We start from the raw sequence: 15897 nt of genomic DNA, 5'->3' as shown, positions 1-15897 counted from the left end.
GCTCGCTGCAGCGGCTCCTCCGGCCTTGCAGTACAATGGCGCTTTGCCCGCTGTAAACCCTTTGAGAAAGGACCTCGCCGTGCTGGAATCCTATCGTGCCCATGTTGCCGAGCGCGCCGCGCTTGGTATTCCACCCCTGCCGCTGACTGCCGGGCAGACCAAGGAACTGGTCGATTTGTTGAAGAATCCGCCGCAGGGCGAAGAAGAGAACCTGGTGTCGCTGATCACTTACCGCGTTCCGGCCGGGGTCGATGACGCGGCCAAGGTGAAAGCCGAGTTTCTCGCCCGCGTCGCCAAAGGTGAGGAAATCTGCGCGCTGGTTTCGAAGGAAAAAGCGACCGAGCTGCTCGGCACCATGCTTGGCGGTTACAACGTCAAGCCGCTGATCGAACTGCTCACCGGCCCGACCGGCGCGATCGCCGCCGAAGGACTGAAGAAGACCCTGCTCGTCTTCGACTTCTTCCACGACGTCAAGGAACTGGCCGACCAAGGCAACGCGAATGCGCGCGCCGTTTTGCAAAGCTGGGCCGATGCGGAATGGTTCACCTCGCGGCCGCCGGTTCCGGCGACGCAGAAACTGACTGTTTTCAAGGTCACAGGGGAGACCAACACCGACGACCTGTCGCCGGCGCCGGACGCCTGGTCGCGTCCCGATATTCCGCTGCACGCGCTGGCCATGCTCAAGAACGCGCGTCCCGGAATAGACCCCGACAAGCCGGGCGAGCGCGGCCCGATCAAGCAGCTCGAGGAACTCGGCAAGAAGGGCAATCTGATCGCCTACGTCGGCGACGTCGTCGGCACCGGATCGTCGCGCAAGTCGGCGACCAACTCGGTCCTCTGGTTTACCGGCGAAGACATCCCCTACGTGCCGAACAAGCGTTTCGGCGGCGTTTGCCTGGGTTCCAAGATCGCGCCGATCTTCTTCAACACCATGGAAGACGCCGGTGCGTTGCCGATCGAACTCGACGTCGCGCAGATGGAAATGGGCGACGAGATCGAACTGCGGATCGATACCTCCACTTCGCAAGTGACGGCGCTCAAGAACGGCGCCGTGATCGCCGAGTCACAACTGAAGACGCCGGTGATTCTCGACGAAGTGCGGGCCGGTGGCCGCATTCCGCTGATCGTCGGGCGCGGTCTGACGACCCGGGCGCGCGAGGCGCTTGGGCTGCCGGTATCGACGCTGTTCTGCCTGCCGCAGAACCCGGCCGATCCGGGCAAGGGCTATTCGCTGGCGCAGAAGATGGTCGGCCGCGCCTGCGGTCTGCCGGAAGGCAAGGGAATCCTGCCTGGTACCTATTGCGAACCGCGCATGACCACCGTTGGGTCGCAGGACACGACCGGCCCGATGACGCGCGACGAACTCAAGGATCTGGCCTGCCTCGGCTTCTCGGCCGACATGGTGATGCAGTCCTTCTGTCACACCGCCGCCTATCCGAAGCTGGTCGACGTCAAGATGCACCGCGAGCTGCCTTCGTTCATCAGCACCCGCGGCGGCGTCGCGCTGCGTCCGGGTGACGGCATCATCCACTCGTGGCTCAACCGTCTACTGCTGCCCGATACCGTCGGCACCGGCGGCGACTCGCACACCCGCTTCCCGATCGGCATCTCGTTTCCCGCCGGCTCCGGCCTCGTCGCCTTCGCCGCCGCCACCGGCGTGATGCCGCTCGACATGCCGGAATCCGTGCTGGTGCGCTTCAAGGGCTCGCTTGCCGAAGCCGGCAAGCGCGGCGTGACGCTGCGCGACCTGGTGAACGCGATTCCCTACTATGCCATCCAGGCCGGCCTGCTGACGGTCGAGAAGAAAGGCAAGAAGAACATCTTCTCGGGCCGCATCCTCGAAATCGAAGGACTGCCGGACCTCAAGATCGAACAGGCCTTCGAGCTCTCGGACGCCGCCGCCGAGCGTTCGGCCGCGGCCTGCGCCGTCGCCTTGAACAAGGAACCGATCATCGAGTACATGCGCTCGAACATCACGCTCATGAAGTGGATGATCGCCAACGGCTACCAGGACGCGCGCACGCTCGGCCGCCGCATCAAGGCGATGGAAGCGTGGATCGCCAAACCCGAACTGCTGCGCGCGGACGCCGACGCCAGCTACGCGGCAGTGATCGAGATCGACCTTGCCGACGTCACCGAGCCGCTGGTCGCCTGTCCCAACGACCCGGACGACGTCAAGCTGCTGTCGACCGTCGCCGGCGACACGATAGACGAAGTGTTCATCGGGTCGTGCATGACCAACATTGGACACTTCCGTGCCGCGGCCAAGGTTCTCGAAGGACGGACCGACATTCCGACGCGTCTCTGGATTGCCCCGCCGACCAAAATGGACGCGGCGATCCTCAACGAGGAAGGCTATTACGCGATCCTCGGCAAGTCGGGCGCGCGCATGGAAATGCCCGGCTGCTCGCTGTGCATGGGTAACCAGGCGCAGATCCGTAAAGGCAGTACGGCGATGTCGACCTCGACGCGCAACTTCCCGAACCGTCTTGGCATCGACACCCGCGTGTACCTCGGCTCGGCCGAACTCGCCGCCGTCTGCGCGCTGCTCGGCCGCATCCCGACACCGGCCGAGTACCTCGAGCAGGTACAGGCGGTCAATGCCAAGGCGGCCGACATCTACCGCTACATGAACTTCGACCAGATCCGGGAGTTCAGCGAGGTGGCGGATACGGTAGCGGTATAGGTTTTAGGGAACAAGCCGCGAACCCATGGCCCCCGACCAGGCAGTGACAACTGGTCCGCGGGGGCCAATTTCTGCATGTTTCGACTGTTCTTCTTATGAGAGATTTGCAGAGCCTGACCAGTTCGCCTACCGCTAGAACGCCGTCCGTGTCGCAAATATCTGGGGGAACTTGCCAAAGCGACTGTCGGCGTGACCTTTTTAGTGTTACGGCAAGCCCATCTGTATGTCATCGTTCTCGAAAGGCATTGGTTTGTGAACCTCGCGACGACATCAGGAATTGACCACTCTGCGCGAATGCGCGGCATAGCGCGGGAAGACACAGTACCTGAACAGTTGGTAAAGAAGGTTCTGACCGAACTCGGCGCGCATTTCGGCACTCAAACAAGAAATCTTCCAGGCCGACCGGATGTAGTTAGTCTATCCGAAGGCTGGGTAGTCAGAATAAATGGTTGTTTTTGGCACGGTCATGATTGTGACCATGGTCGAGTTGAGTCCAAGACCAACACACAAGCGTGGCGGGCCAAGATTGCCGATAACCGAGAGCGCGATCGCCGACTGCGCGTTCAATTGGAGAGTCTTGGTTTCATAGTCGAAGATGTTTGGGAGTGCGAAGTCGCCGACCTGTCTAAGTTGTCCGCGCGATTGTTGCAGTTCCTGAACGCAGCGCGCGGCCGGCTCGAATCGTTTATCCTCCACCCGAAGGATAACGTAGTGGCTCGAAGGGTAAAACTAGCCAACGACCAGCTCCGTACAACCTGCCTGGTATGCCCACCGTCTACGACTACACTGTCGCCTCCCGACGCATACGACTTGGCATGGCTTCGCTCGTCAAGTCACCCACCAGTGCCTCGCAATGGTTTGGATGTTATCACCTGCGTCGACCTGTTTTCCGGATGTGGCGGACTAACTTTAGGTATTAGGGAGGCATGCTACGCGAGCGGTCGCCCTTTCCGCCTCTTACTGGCTATGGAAGCGAATCATCACGCACTAGCTGTTTATCAGGCTAATTTTCGCCCTGAACTCGCTTTAGAGGGCGACTTAACGCAATACGTCGACGGTATGATTGGTCGACCGGTTACCTATGCCGAGAAGAGTTTGCTCGACCAACTGGATAAAATCGACATACTGGTCGCTGGACCTCCTTGCCAGGGACACTCGAACCTCAATAATCATACTCGCCGCGATGACGATAGAAATGATCTTTACCTCCGAGTGGCACGTTTTGCCGAAATTTCTAGACCCCGCCACGTGATTGTCGAAAATGTTGCATCGGTTATCCACGACCTTCGCGGATCGCTGGCTATTACTCGTGAAACCTTGGAGGCAATTGGTTACGCGTGCGACGAACACACAGTTGACCTTTCACTCATCGGTGTGCCGCAACAACGCAAAAGGCATGTGCTAGTCGCTTCGCAGGAAAGAGCAATCGATATTGCTACCGTCGTTTCGGACCACACTGTCGATGGCCGACGGAGTGTTGCTTGGGCTATTGATGATCTAGCTGGCTATTCAACCCAAAGCTTACTGGATAAGCCTAGAAATTTAAGCGTAGCCAATCGGGAGCGCATTCTATGGTTATTTGAAAATGGGGAGTACGACTTGCCGAACGAGCATCGTCCACGATGTCACCAAGGGAAGCACAGCTATTACGCCATGTATGGTCGCCTCCGGCCTGATCTACCTGCAAATACGATAACTACTGGATTTGGCTCACCTGGGCAAGGGCGGTATATTCACCCAACACTGCCGCGCACCATAACCGCTCACGAGGCCGCTCGTCTGCAGATGTTCCCAGATTTCTTCGATTTTTCGGCAGCTAGCAGCTATGAAGCGTTATCGAAGATGATTGGAAATGCTGTGCCAATGAAGCTGTCTTATCTCCTCACTTTGGCACTATTCAGGGAATGACTTCCCAATCCTATAAACTTCCATTCACGGTCGCCTCGGCCCTGCTTAAGGAGTTGGGGGAGCGACTGGTTGGGCAACCTCACATCGCACTTGCTGAGTTGATTAAAAACTCCTATGACGCCGACGCCTCACGGGTTGAGATTCACGTGGAACCAAACTTAGATCGGATCCAAATCGCCGATAACGGGCACGGTATGGATTCAGATGAATTCAGGCGTTTTTGGATGAACATTGGCTCGACTCACAAGGTTTCGCAGAAGACGTCAAGAAAGTTGGCGCGACCGATAACAGGATCGAAGGGCGTTGGGCGTCTTTCTGTTCAGTTCCTGGCGCGGACGATTGAGCTAATCACAGTCTCGGAACATGATGCGAACTCCGAACTACGAGCTTTTGTTGATTGGGACCAAGCTGTGGAGGCCAACTACCTCACTAGTGCTGAGGCGCAGATCAACGTTCGTTCGTGCCAAACAGTTTTTCCAGGAGGGCGACATCACGGAACGTGCATCACACTGGAAAGATTGAACCAGAGTTGGGATGAGCAGGACTTTAAGTCGTTGGCAAGACAAGTCTGGTGGCTGCAGCCGCCATTTGTAGGTCGTCTTCGTGAAGATGACCCAAATCGATTCGAAATCGACTTGTCTGGATCAGATACGGACTTTCAGGATTCCTTCCAGCTTGTGACTGATGCCGCGTTGAACCTGTGGCATGCCCGTCTGCGTGGCCGGCTGATTCGCGAAAATGACGGATACCATCTCGACCTTTCTCTGGAGTTCAACGGTGGAAAACGATTTCAGCAAAAATACCCGATTGATCCGTGTTTTTTACATCAGGTGTCATTTGACATTCGGGTCTTTCACCTAAGGCATCGTCAACCCCATGGAATTAGTGTCAATGACGCCCGCAGGTACCTCAACGAATTCGGAGGGGTGGGGATCTACGATGCTGGATTTCGGTTGCCATATTACGGTCCCCAGCAAGACTGGTTGGGCATCGAATTGGATCATGCTCATAGGATTCACACATCGAAGCTACTACCGGAAGCTCTTCAGGTTCCGCGTGGTATGCAGTTTCTTCCCACTAATTCGCGTCTTTTTGGTGTCGTCGAGGTAAACACTACGCAGGAACGTCGGTTGGCAACTGAAGAACAACTGCGTAAGAACAACCATCTGCAGATCCAGGTTTCGCGTGACCGTCTGGTCCATAATTCTGCCTACCAGTGTTTGCGCGATGCGGTGCGGTGGGCGCTCGATTACTACGCTACACGCGAGAAAATTCGGACTGTCGATGCTACGCCACCCAGGCCTGACGAGCCAGTGAGGCAGAAGCTTCAGCGAGTCGAGGAGGCGCTTGAGGACTTCCGAGAAGCAATTCCAGCGGAAGTATTTAGCCAAGTCAGCATACGCATTCACGATGCTGTTATGGCAAGTCGGATGGAAGCGAAGCGCGCACTCGCTCATATGGAACTCATGGGCTCACTAGCTACGGCAGGCATGGTGGCATTGGCGAGTGAGCATGAGATCAACCAGCAGTATCGCATCCTAGAACGGTTGATTGGTAGGCTGCAAAAGACTAGAGGGCTACACGATAGCGTTCAACCTCTGGTAAGCGAAATAGACGAATGGTTAAATAGGGCGCGGGCTTCTAGATCGCTTTTTGCACCGCTACTGGACCGGGAGGGACGGGAGGAGCGAAAACGCTATCGCGCTCGCGCCGTCCTTATGGACATCGCCCGTCGAGTTGCATCTCTAGCCCGAGGAATTCCTATCGATACGGAAGCGGTGGACGACGATCTTAGTTTGCCACCGGCTACTTTGGCGGCTTGGAATGCTGTGTTTCAAAACGTACTGCTTAACGCTATCAATGCCCTGATCGATAGCAATGAACGGCGTATTGTGATTTCCAGTGGGTCTGCAGGCAGTGGCAAATGCATATGGGTTCAGGACACGGGCGCAGGAGTGGATGTCAACGAAGCGGAGGCGCTGTTTCAGCCATTCGAACGCCGTTTGGAGCTAACGCCTGAGCGCAGGCAACTGGGTATCGGTGGCACTGGCCTAGGTCTGACCATTGTCCGGCTACTTGCCGATCAGGCGGGCTGTGAGGTAGGGTTTGTGGCACCCGATACGGAATTTTCGACGAAGTTCCAGCTCTTCTGGAAGGACTCATGATGGGAAACAAGCGTGTGGTTGGGATTTGCGATGACGAGCGACAAAACAGGGAGAATTGGCAGGAGGGGCTTTCCAGGATCCCTGGCTTCGACGAGTGTTTCGAGATCAAAGCTATTGTTGCGGAAGACGATGGTGAGTTTCGGTCGGCTATAGAGGGCTTGATGGAACGTCGCAAGATGGCTAGAAAAAAGTCTTCGACAAATGATAATCATCATAACCTATTTGATCAAATAGATATTCTTATTGTCGATTACGATCTGATTAATGCATCACATGGTGAGTGGATTACCGGCGAGGAGATTGCGTACCTGGCTCGCTGCTACTCCCACTGCAAAATCATCGTGGCTGTCAATCAATTCGGATCCAATCCTTTCGATTTGAATTTGACGGGTCATTTTCCAGAATCTTTTGCCGACGTTAATTTAGGCGATAGGCAAGTGATCAATCCAGGTCTTTGGAGCTACGTATGGCCTGCCGGCTTTCGGCCTTGGTACTGGCCACTGCTGCCAAAGCTAGTGGACGATATCGATAAACGGGTCGACGATGTTAGTGGTGATAGCCTAAACAAATCGATAAAAGACGTGCTTGGTTTTCATGATGAGGCGTGGCGGCTCCTCCCAAGAGAAACGGTTGCCTGGATTACACCCCGCAATACGCCAAAAAAATCGTCGGATCAATTTACCGTTCGAGAGATCGTGACGAGTTCATCGTTGGGCCTTCGCCACAAAGACCAGGTTCCGGACGACGCTGTTGCACGTATCGCCGCGGCACGTATTGGGCAATGGTTGGACCATGCAGTGCTCGCGGCACAGGATATTCTTGTCGATGCGCCGCACTTAGTTGAGCGCTATTCTAGCCTGTTGGGCGTCAAAGACGCGTCTGTTGAGGAATTTAATAAGTATGCGCGGATCGCATCGCCATCGGAGCTGAAGCTGGATGTTCGTTTATCACGGCTAGCCTTCGAAAAGTCGTACTGGCTATCTCGCCCAGCTTGGTACTGGCCAGAAATAGCTCAAACCGAGTGGATCTCCGAAGTTGCTAATCCTTGGGAGTCGTCGGCGCCCGATGCCTACTTTTGTGAGGACATTTCTCGTTTCGTTACAAGGGAACAGACTCGCGAGTTTAAAGTTCGCGTTTCGAGCGTTTTCGATGTGCGCCGGTGTGTCAATCCGGATTTCAGAAAGTTGGTTCCATGGATGTCCGCGTTGTCTGACGTTGATTACCAACCAAATGGCCGTCTCCTGGAGTAAATTATGGCTCGCTCCGATGAGTTGGATAACCCAAAGACTATCTGGCTATTGCTGGCGGAGCTGGCAAAGAAGCAGTTCAGTTGGGGCATTCACACGCGCGAGGCACGTGCGCGTCGAATTGGGGAAGAGGTTCGGAAGCTTTTCACTCCTGTCCCTGCCGAAAAGTTAGAGAACGGAAACGAAAGCGACCATTCGGTTTTTCCTAAAGGAACGTTCTTGCACCTTCCGCCCGACGGCAGAGGTGGGTGGAAACAGCCGATTCTTCGGGCGTCGTTCGAGTCAAAAGAGGGGCACACGGTTTTTCGGGTCAAGATGGCAGTTCTCGTTGAAGATATAGAGTCGAACTGCGATGGAAATCAAGTCGTTATGCACCGAGGAATTGGGATACGCTTCGAAAGCCAGGAAGGGCCTATCGGGGAAAGTATTCACGACTACGCGCATGCGCAACTGTTTTGCGCGTTTGAGAAGGGATCAACCCGTCTTCCAGATTGCCCTTCGTGGCTGCCGGATGTTCATCCGGCTATACCGATAAATGCGGAGAACAGAGTTGATGTTCTGTGTTGTGCGATCAAGAGTCTCTATGGGGCGCGGTCGGAACCGTTGCAGTGGCTTGCGGGGGCCGTTAAGAATAGGACGCTTTCTAGGTCACTAGGCGTAGAGACGGGACGAAGAGTCAGTGGGTGGGCGGGCACGCGGTGACTCAGTCGATCACACGTCGGAGATCTTGCGCGTTGTGCCAGGGAACGGCATCATCGACCTGGGTCAGCCGCCTCCGCCGCCAGAATCTTCGGTAGCGACTCACGCTCGTCCCGATCGGCATTATGGAGAGGGCTCCGGGCTAGTCGTTTTCGCCGCTGCCACCGGCCTGATACCGCTCGATATGACGGAATCGGTTGGGATGCTGTTTAAGGGTTCGCTCACTGGGACCGGCAAGCGCGGCGTTACTCTGCGCGAACTAGTCGATGCAGTTTTCTACCATGTCATTCAGGCCGGTCAGCTGACAGTCGGGAAAGAGAGACACGAAAAGCATTTTCTCAGGCCGCGTCCTTGAAATCGGAGATCTGCCGAGCCTGTAGAGCGAGTGGGCTTTCGAACTCTCTGGCGCGGCCTCCTTCAATAGGGAGCAGATCACTAAGTACATGCACGTACGTTCAAGCGTCACCAATGAAATGGTTGATCGCCAACGGCTACTGGGAACGCGAAAGCACGAAGTGGGAAGCAAAGAGGTCTCACCTGAAGTTGACGAATAGGCCAGTACGCTGCAACAAACCACCACTTCCTGCCGCTCACATGATGACGGCAGGAATCGATTCCGCCACCCGCTGTCCGTCAGCGAAGATCAGCCACAGGAGACAGGACGACCATGCCAGCCCGACCGCCCATTCACCGAGTCATCGCCCTCGGCGCCTGCCTCACGCTCCTCCCGCCATGCGCCCTGGCCGCGCCGCCCGAGCCGGTCAGCGGACGAATCGCCCTGGTGGTCGGCAACGGCGCCTATAGCGCGGCGCCGCTGGTCAATCCGGCAGGCGACGCGCGCGCCGTCGCCGCGCGCCTGCGCGAAGCCGGCTTCCGCGTCGATCTCAAGATCGACGCGCCACGGCGTGAGCTGCAGGAGGCGATCCGCGGCTTCGGCGACGCGCTTGCACGCGACAACCGTGCGGTCGGCGTCTTCTACTACGCCGGTCATGGCGTGCAGCTCAACTGGCGCAACTTCATGCTGCCGGTCGATGCGCGGATTCAGCGCCCGGCGGACATCGCCGCGCAGGGCGTAGACGTCGGCCTGTTGCTCGAAAGCCTCGGCCGGGCGCGCAATCCGCTCAATCTGGTGATTCTCGACGCCTGTCGCAACAATCCCTTCGGCCGCGACTTCCGCACCGACGACCGTGGGCTCTCGCAGCTCGATGCGCCGCCGGGTACCTTGCTGGCCTACGCCACGGCGCCCGGCAATACGGCCGACGACGGCGAAGGCGAGCACGGCTTGTACACGGAAAACCTATTGAAGGAAATGAAGGTTCCCGGCGCGCCGGTCGAGGACGTTTTCAAGCGCGTCCGGCTGGCCGTGCGGCGCGCCTCGGCGGGAGCGCAGATTCCCTGGGAAAGCACGTCGCTGGAAGGCGATTTCGCCTTCGTCGGTGCGAGCGTCCGCGACCTGAGCCGCGAACAGAAGGAATTCGAAGCCGACCTGGCGGCCTGGAACACGCTGCGCGAGGCGAGCACTCCGGAGCCGCTCGAAGCCTTCATCCGGCAGCGGCCAAGCGGCAAGTTTGCCGAGCTGGCTCAGCATCGGCTCGATCTGGTGCTGCGCCAACGCGGCGAGAAACCGGTCCAGGCCGCCCCGCCGCCGCCTCTCGGCCCGGAAATGTGCGTCGCCGCCGGCGAAGGCAGGACCGCTTCGTACAGCGGCCAGGCGCTTCCTTTCCGTCCTGGCGAGCGCTATGCCTATCGCCACATCGATCTGCTCCGGCAAACCGAGACGGCGCGCAGCCGCGATACCGTTCTGCGCATCGTCGGCGACGAAGTCCACTACGATGGCGGCAAAGTGACCGACCTGTTCGGCAACCAGGTGCGTGCCCCCGACGGGACGCGCTGGACTCCGTACCAGTTCTTCATCAACGACTATGCACTCGGTAAACGCTGGCCGGCACAGTTCATCGTCAGCCAGCCGGATGGTCGGCAGGTCAGCATTCGCTTCGAATTGCGCGTCGCTGCCCGCGAGCGGATCACGCTGCCGGCCGGCACTTTCGACAGCTATCGCATCGAAGCGCGCGGTGTCGACCTGGCGAGCGGCGCCCAGCTCGAACGCACCGCCTGGGTCGCGCCGGAACGCCTGCGCGGTTTCCTGGCGATGGAGAACACGGTGCGCAAAGGCGGCACGCTGCTCAGCGGCGAGCGCATCGAACTGACCGAGTACGCGGCTGGAGCGGCACCGGCGGCAACGCCGGCGGTACCTGGCCAGCCGCCCCCAGCGGGTGGCTGGCGGCCGTCGTTCTACTGACGAATCTCGCGGCCGGTACGCGCTTCCGTCGTCGGGGCTAGCGCCAGGCGCCGTAAGCGCGCGCCCGCCGGCGCCAGCAGGCCGGTTTCTGCAAGGTCGAAACGTCGAACTGCCGCCGGCCGAAGATCTCTCGCGCCAGCATCCAGCGCTGGCGCTCTTCGAGACCGACACCCGCCATCTGCTCAAACCACTTCTGGATACGATTCATTGCGTGACTCCTCCGCAGGGATGAAGGGATTGCGATGCAACGTGACGGGAGTCATCGTAATCGATAACTGTATTTATGTCCAGTATTGCGAAAAGTCAGTCGAAATTTCGATCGAGCAGCTTGTCGCGCTTCGGCGTGCCTCGCTCGACGCGGATGCGAAGAATATCTATCGTTCGGCCGTCCTGCGTGGCGACGATGAAACGCCAGTCGCCGGGCGGTGGATTGAGCACCCAGGAGTAGCCGCGAAAACCGCGGTCGCGGCCACCGGTGCTCTGGAAAGGCCGGCGGTACACGACCCGCCAGCCGCCGCTATCGAGGATCTCCCAGCGGTGTTCGAGCGCCGCCGTGACGCCGAGCGGCGCGAACACCGCCGACAAGCCGTACAGCCGGCCGCCTTCCGGTACATGGACGGTGCTCGCCTGATCGCGCCACCACTGCCACCAGGCCGGGCGTTCGACCTGCATGGCGTAGCGCCCGCGCTCCTGCACGAAATCCAGACCGACCGCCAGTTGTCGCTTGACGAGCGGTACCGGCGCGATCATGTCGAAACTGAAGGCCAGCATCAGTATCGCCGCCAGCCCCCAGGCCGGAGCGATGCGCCCCGGCCGGCGAGGTGCCAGCCAGCGCAGGCCGACCGTCAGCACGACGCCGGCCGCTGTCGAGGCGTAGAACCACAGCGGATCGAGGCTGCCCAGAGCGTGCGGCAGAGCGAAATTGAACAGCAGGATCGCGTTCAGCGCAAACAAGGCCCAGGTCAGCGTGAAGCGCCGCCCGTAGCGCTCGCCGGCAAACTCGTTGCCGACCAGCAGGGCGCCGAGAAAAGCCGCCATCAGCCAGGTGCCGAGGTGGCCGGAACTCTTGAAGTAGAGAATGAAGAGGGCCGAGAAGATGCCGCCGAAGAAGAACTGCAGCAGCAGGTAGGGCGCCTGCCAGGCCAGCGCGCCGCAGCGGCCGGCGAAGGAGCGGTCGGGCTCGGGCGGCGTCAGGCCGAGCGCCTCGCGGCGCGCCAGCCACAGCGTCAGCAGCGCCGCGCCGAGCAGGAATGCGCCGAGGCGCCAGAAATCGACCACCCGGATGCGCTGGCCGATGGTCAGCGCATCCCACACGAAACCGGCGAGGAAGGCCGCCACCGGATACAGGCGGCGCAGCAAGACCCACGCCGGGAGCGCGTTCAAGATCTGCGTTGCCCGGCCGGCGGGCGGGCGTCGGGCGGGCGGCGCGCCGCGGCGAGGCCGGCCATCAGACGCTTTCCGGGACGAGCAACTGGGCGCCGAGGTGCCCGACCTTGACGTAGATCAGCGCCCCTTTGGCGCCAGTGAAAGGCGTGTGCCGGCTGCCGCGCGGATTGCGCAGCCAGCTCCCTGGCGCGTAGTCGCCATCCTCGTCGTGAAGCAGGCCGTCGAGTACGAGAATCTCCTCGCCCCCTGGGTGGGCATGCGTCGCCAGTCGCGTCTCCGGTGCCCAGCGGACGAGCGCCGTCTCGATGCCGTCGTGCTCGTGCAGCGGCAATACCGAAAGTCCGGCGACCACTCCCGGCAACCATCCGGCGGTCCGGGTGTCGATGCGGAGCGTCTGCCGGTCGCCGGCCGTGAATTGCCACAGCTTGACGAACAGCGTGCCGCCGTGGCGCGAAAAAGGCGCGTGCCGCGAGCCGGGCGGGTTGCGCAGGTAGCTGCCGGCCGGGTAATCGCCGTCCTCGTCGGAAAAAACGCCGTCCAGCACCAGGATCTCCTCGCCGCCACCGTGTACGTGCGTGGGGAAGGCGGCGCCAGCGGCATAGCGCACGATACTCGTCGCGCGACCGATTTCGCGACCGACGCGATCGAGCATGCGGCGCTCGACCCCCGGCTGCGGCGACGGCAGCCAGCGCGCGTCGGCCGCGTGCTCGACGACGCGCTGGTCGAAATGGTCATTGAGGTGGCTGACGGGCGGGGGAGGGGTTTCGGTCATCGGGGCGATTTCGGGGTATGGGCGACAAGCGATGTGCGGTGGCAACGCCATGATCGCCCTCCTCAGGCCTGGGACTCGTCCCTGACGAGAGTGAAGGCCATCATACATCGCTACTACCGCCGCTTCCGGCGGATGCATTGTAACCCGGCCCTGATACGACCAGATTTCAAACCGCGTTCCGCAACGCTTTTTCGATCGACCCGAAATCGAAGGCATCGGCGTACCGGCGCAGGGATTGACCCAACGCCGCATCGAGCTCATCGATCCGACCGATCAGCGCGTCGATGTGCATGGTGTCCAATATCACCAGCGCGTCGATCAACTCCTGACGCAGATCTTCAGGCAGCGCAGTGCAATCCAGTGGCGTTTCCACCGCGGCGGGTGTCGTTGCTGCACCTTCCTGGTGGACGTACCGCACACCCAGGAGCCGTTCCAGGCAGTCGAAGATCTCGTTCGGTCGAAACGGCTTGTGGAGGATGTCGTCCGGCCCCGCTGCCAGGATTTCCCCTCGCTGGTCGGCAAATACCGAGGCGGTCAGGGCGACAATCTTGACGTCCAGCCCCCCCTCCAGCCTCCGGATACTCTGCGTCGCTTCCAGTCCGCCCATCTTCGGCATCTGCCAATCCATCCAGATGAAGTGTGGCCGCCATTGAAGAAATTGTTCGATTCCCTCAACGCCATTCGCCGCCGTGCGCACCTGAAAACCTATGTCTTCCAACAGCCAATTCAGCAGCAGGGCGTTTTCCGGCTGATCCTCGACAATCAGAATTTTCCAGTTCGGCTGGCCAGGCGCGAGACCCCGCACTTCGCCGCGTTTGTCTTTTTGTGCGCTCACCTCGTGGGCTGCCGCCGGCTCGACCGGCAGGTCGACCCAGAAACAACTACCCTGGCGCGGCTGGCCGGTCACGCCGATCCGCCCGCCCATCAGCTCAACGAACTGGCGAGTGATGGTCAAGCCTAGCCCCGTACCCTTCTGGGCCGACGTTTTGCCCACTTGCACAAAGGACTCGAAAACACGCGCCTGATCTTCAGGAGCGATGCCGCGACCGGTGTCTTCGACTTCGATCCGCAGCCGGGGACCGTTCGGGTTCGGCGGGGATGCGAGACGCAGCGTGACAGAGCCCTGATCGGTAAACTTGATGGCGTTGCCGAGCAGGTTGACCAGTACTTGCCGCAATCGCGTTTCGTCGCCCCATAGGTAGCGAGCCACTGGCGAGGATTGTTCCAAGCGCAGTTCGAGACTTTTTTCCATGGCGCGTTGCCCCATCATGCCGACGACGTCATGCACCAGGCTTTGGAGGTCGAATGGCGCCTTCTCTAGCTGGATGCGTCCGGCTTCGATCTTGGCCATGTCAAGAATGTCGTTGATCAATCCCAGCAGATGCTCGCCGCTACGGTTGATGATGTCGAGATGCTCACGCTGGCGGCCACCCATGCCGGCCTCTCGGCGCAGCAGCGCGGAAAAACCCAGGATCGCGTTCAGCGGTGTGCGCAACTCGTGGCTCATGTTGGCCAGAAAGACGCTCTTGGCTTGATTGGCCGCTTCCGCCGCATTCTTGGCGATTTGGAGTTCGGCTGTCCGCTCGGAGACCTTGGCTTCCAGCGTCAGGTTGAGTTCCATCAAGCTCGACACGAGCTGCTGTAGCCTTTCGGCCATGCCGTTGAAAGTTGCCGCCAGTATCTGGAGGTCGTCGATCATTTCCTCGGGATCGACGCGGGCAGACCACTCGCCGTTCGTCATTCGGATGGCTGCAGCCGCCAGCTTGCGGGTAGGCGAGCCGATCAGCAGCCAGATCGCGATTACGCCGCCAGCCGAAATCAGAGCCACGATGAGACCGATTTGAGATGCGATTTTTGCCAGAAACTCCTTGGCGATGTCCGCGATGTCGTCACGCGGGACAACTATCACGACGATCATCCCCGTTCCGGCGACAGGACAATAGGAAAACAACAGCGACGACCGGGAGAAATCGTGGAAGGAGCCTTCCTTTCCGGCAAGGATCGGCTCCGTGATCAGCTTTGAATAATCGGCTTGCAGAAACGATCCGATTTTCGAAACGTCGGAATGAGCCAAGTAACGCCCGGATCCGTCGATCAAAAAAATCAGCTCTCCCGCATCGCTGGCGTTTTGAACGATTTTCGACAGCACCTCTGCTTGAAGATTGGTATTGGCGATTTGACTCGCCAGCAAGCGAGCGTACTTCAACTGGGCCGAATTCGACATGCCCACGAGAACTTTTTCGAGATTATGATACGAAAAGATCACGATGCCCAGCAGGGGAAGGCTGAGCAATAGAATCAGCCAAAGGCCCAAGCGAATGGCGAGTAGGCTGATCCGGTCTTTGGTGGCGGCCCACAGGGACTTCATGACAAGCCGCTTTCGCAGGAATCTGTACGACAACTGGCTTCACCCTGATCTTCGCCAAGGAAGCGCTGATTCAAGTGCCGCATGTCCTCATGCAATATTGGTAGCACCTCGGGATCATGTCAGTCAAGGCTGCGAATCCGGCGGCGGATGACCACCGCTTCAATTCTTTGAGATGGCTTTGTCAAGGCATTGGTCGAACGAAGGGCGATGGCTGGGGGGACTTGGGCTACGAGCTTAACGTAGGTAACGATTTGTTGCCAGCATAGACGTGCAGATGAGGTACGCGAGGCAGGAAGGCAGGACGCTTTCCGCCTAGCGCAACCTGGAGCGTCCTTCGGCGATGAGCAAGAGACGTCACGGTAAGCCG

The 15897-nt window shown here is 59.4% G+C and carries 9 protein-coding genes and 1 pseudogene; 6 read left to right on the top strand and 4 right to left on the bottom strand.

Going from position 1 to position 15897, the window contains the following annotated elements:
- Positions 1 to 79 precede the first annotated feature (79 nt).
- The 6 genes and pseudogenes from Q1M07_RS01705 (at position 80) to Q1M07_RS01680 (ending at position 11004) form a co-directional block, all read left to right on the top strand.
- Positions 80 to 2686 carry a bifunctional aconitate hydratase 2/2-methylisocitrate dehydratase gene (locus Q1M07_RS01705; protein WP_300449750.1) on the top strand — a complete coding sequence of 869 codons (2607 nt, stop codon included), beginning with the start codon at positions 80 to 82 and terminating at the stop codon, positions 2684 to 2686.
- 294 nt (positions 2687 to 2980) lie between these two features.
- Positions 2981 to 3151, top strand: a pseudogene (locus tag Q1M07_RS01700) (very short patch repair endonuclease); the annotation flags it as partial.
- Positions 3152 to 3544: 393 nt separating this feature from the next.
- The gene (locus tag Q1M07_RS01695; protein WP_300450213.1) at positions 3545 to 4594 is read left to right on the top strand and encodes a DNA cytosine methyltransferase; all 1050 of its coding nucleotides are present in this window, start codon (positions 3545 to 3547) and stop codon (positions 4592 to 4594) included.
- Entirely contained in the window at positions 4591 to 6759 is a 2169-nt protein-coding gene (locus Q1M07_RS01690) for an ATP-binding protein (protein WP_300449747.1), read from the top strand. The genes Q1M07_RS01695 and Q1M07_RS01690 overlap by 4 nt, the downstream gene beginning before the upstream one ends.
- Positions 6756 to 8009, top strand: coding sequence for a hypothetical protein (locus tag Q1M07_RS01685; protein ID WP_300449745.1), 1254 nt, complete (start codon positions 6756 to 6758; stop codon positions 8007 to 8009). The genes Q1M07_RS01690 and Q1M07_RS01685 overlap by 4 nt, the downstream gene beginning before the upstream one ends.
- Before the next feature lie 1363 nt (positions 8010 to 9372).
- Positions 9373 to 11004, top strand: a complete 1632-nt coding sequence (locus Q1M07_RS01680) for a caspase family protein (protein WP_300449742.1) — start codon at positions 9373 to 9375, stop codon at positions 11002 to 11004.
- A gap of 37 nt (positions 11005 to 11041) precedes the next feature.
- Here Q1M07_RS01680 and Q1M07_RS01675 read toward each other — a convergent pair whose 3' ends face one another.
- From Q1M07_RS01675 to Q1M07_RS01660, 4 genes are all read right to left on the bottom strand, one after another.
- The gene (locus tag Q1M07_RS01675; protein WP_300449740.1) at positions 11042 to 11212 is read right to left on the bottom strand and encodes a hypothetical protein; all 171 of its coding nucleotides are present in this window, start codon (positions 11210 to 11212) and stop codon (positions 11042 to 11044) included.
- Positions 11213 to 11307: 95 nt separating this feature from the next.
- Positions 11308 to 12387, bottom strand: coding sequence for a DUF2914 domain-containing protein (locus Q1M07_RS01670; protein ID WP_300449738.1), 1080 nt, complete (start codon positions 12385 to 12387; stop codon positions 11308 to 11310).
- Between the two features lie 64 nt (positions 12388 to 12451).
- A complete protein-coding gene (locus tag Q1M07_RS01665) occupies positions 12452 to 13213 on the bottom strand; it encodes a cupin domain-containing protein (protein WP_300449735.1) in 762 nt (253 codons plus the stop codon).
- Between the two features lie 115 nt (positions 13214 to 13328).
- A complete protein-coding gene (locus tag Q1M07_RS01660) occupies positions 13329 to 15530 on the bottom strand; it encodes an ATP-binding protein (protein ID WP_300449733.1) in 2202 nt (733 codons plus the stop codon).
- Positions 15531 to 15897: the final 367 nt, after the last annotated feature.

It is taken from the genome of Accumulibacter sp. (assembly GCF_029255285.1).
Classification (GTDB): domain Bacteria; phylum Pseudomonadota; class Gammaproteobacteria; order Burkholderiales; family Rhodocyclaceae; genus Accumulibacter.
Note: the sequence above shows the minus strand (reverse complement) of the source record. Positions and strands in the feature narration are given on the sequence as shown.

Excerpts from the sequence above, each read along its gene's own strand:
- Q1M07_RS01665 (WP_300449735.1), bottom strand. The coding sequence starts at position 13,213 with ATGGCGTTGCCACCGCACATCGCTTGTCGCCCATACCCCGAAATCGCC.
- Q1M07_RS01675 (WP_300449740.1), bottom strand. The coding sequence starts at position 11,212 with ATGAATCGTATCCAGAAGTGGTTTGAGCAGATGGCGGGTGTCGGTCTC.
- Q1M07_RS01690 (WP_300449747.1), top strand. The coding sequence starts at position 4,591 with ATGACTTCCCAATCCTATAAACTTCCATTCACGGTCGCCTCGGCCCTG.
- Q1M07_RS01680 (WP_300449742.1), top strand. The coding sequence starts at position 9,373 with ATGCCAGCCCGACCGCCCATTCACCGAGTCATCGCCCTCGGCGCCTGC.
- Q1M07_RS01685 (WP_300449745.1), top strand. The coding sequence starts at position 6,756 with ATGATGGGAAACAAGCGTGTGGTTGGGATTTGCGATGACGAGCGACAA.
- Q1M07_RS01660 (WP_300449733.1), bottom strand. The coding sequence starts at position 15,530 with ATGAAGTCCCTGTGGGCCGCCACCAAAGACCGGATCAGCCTACTCGCC.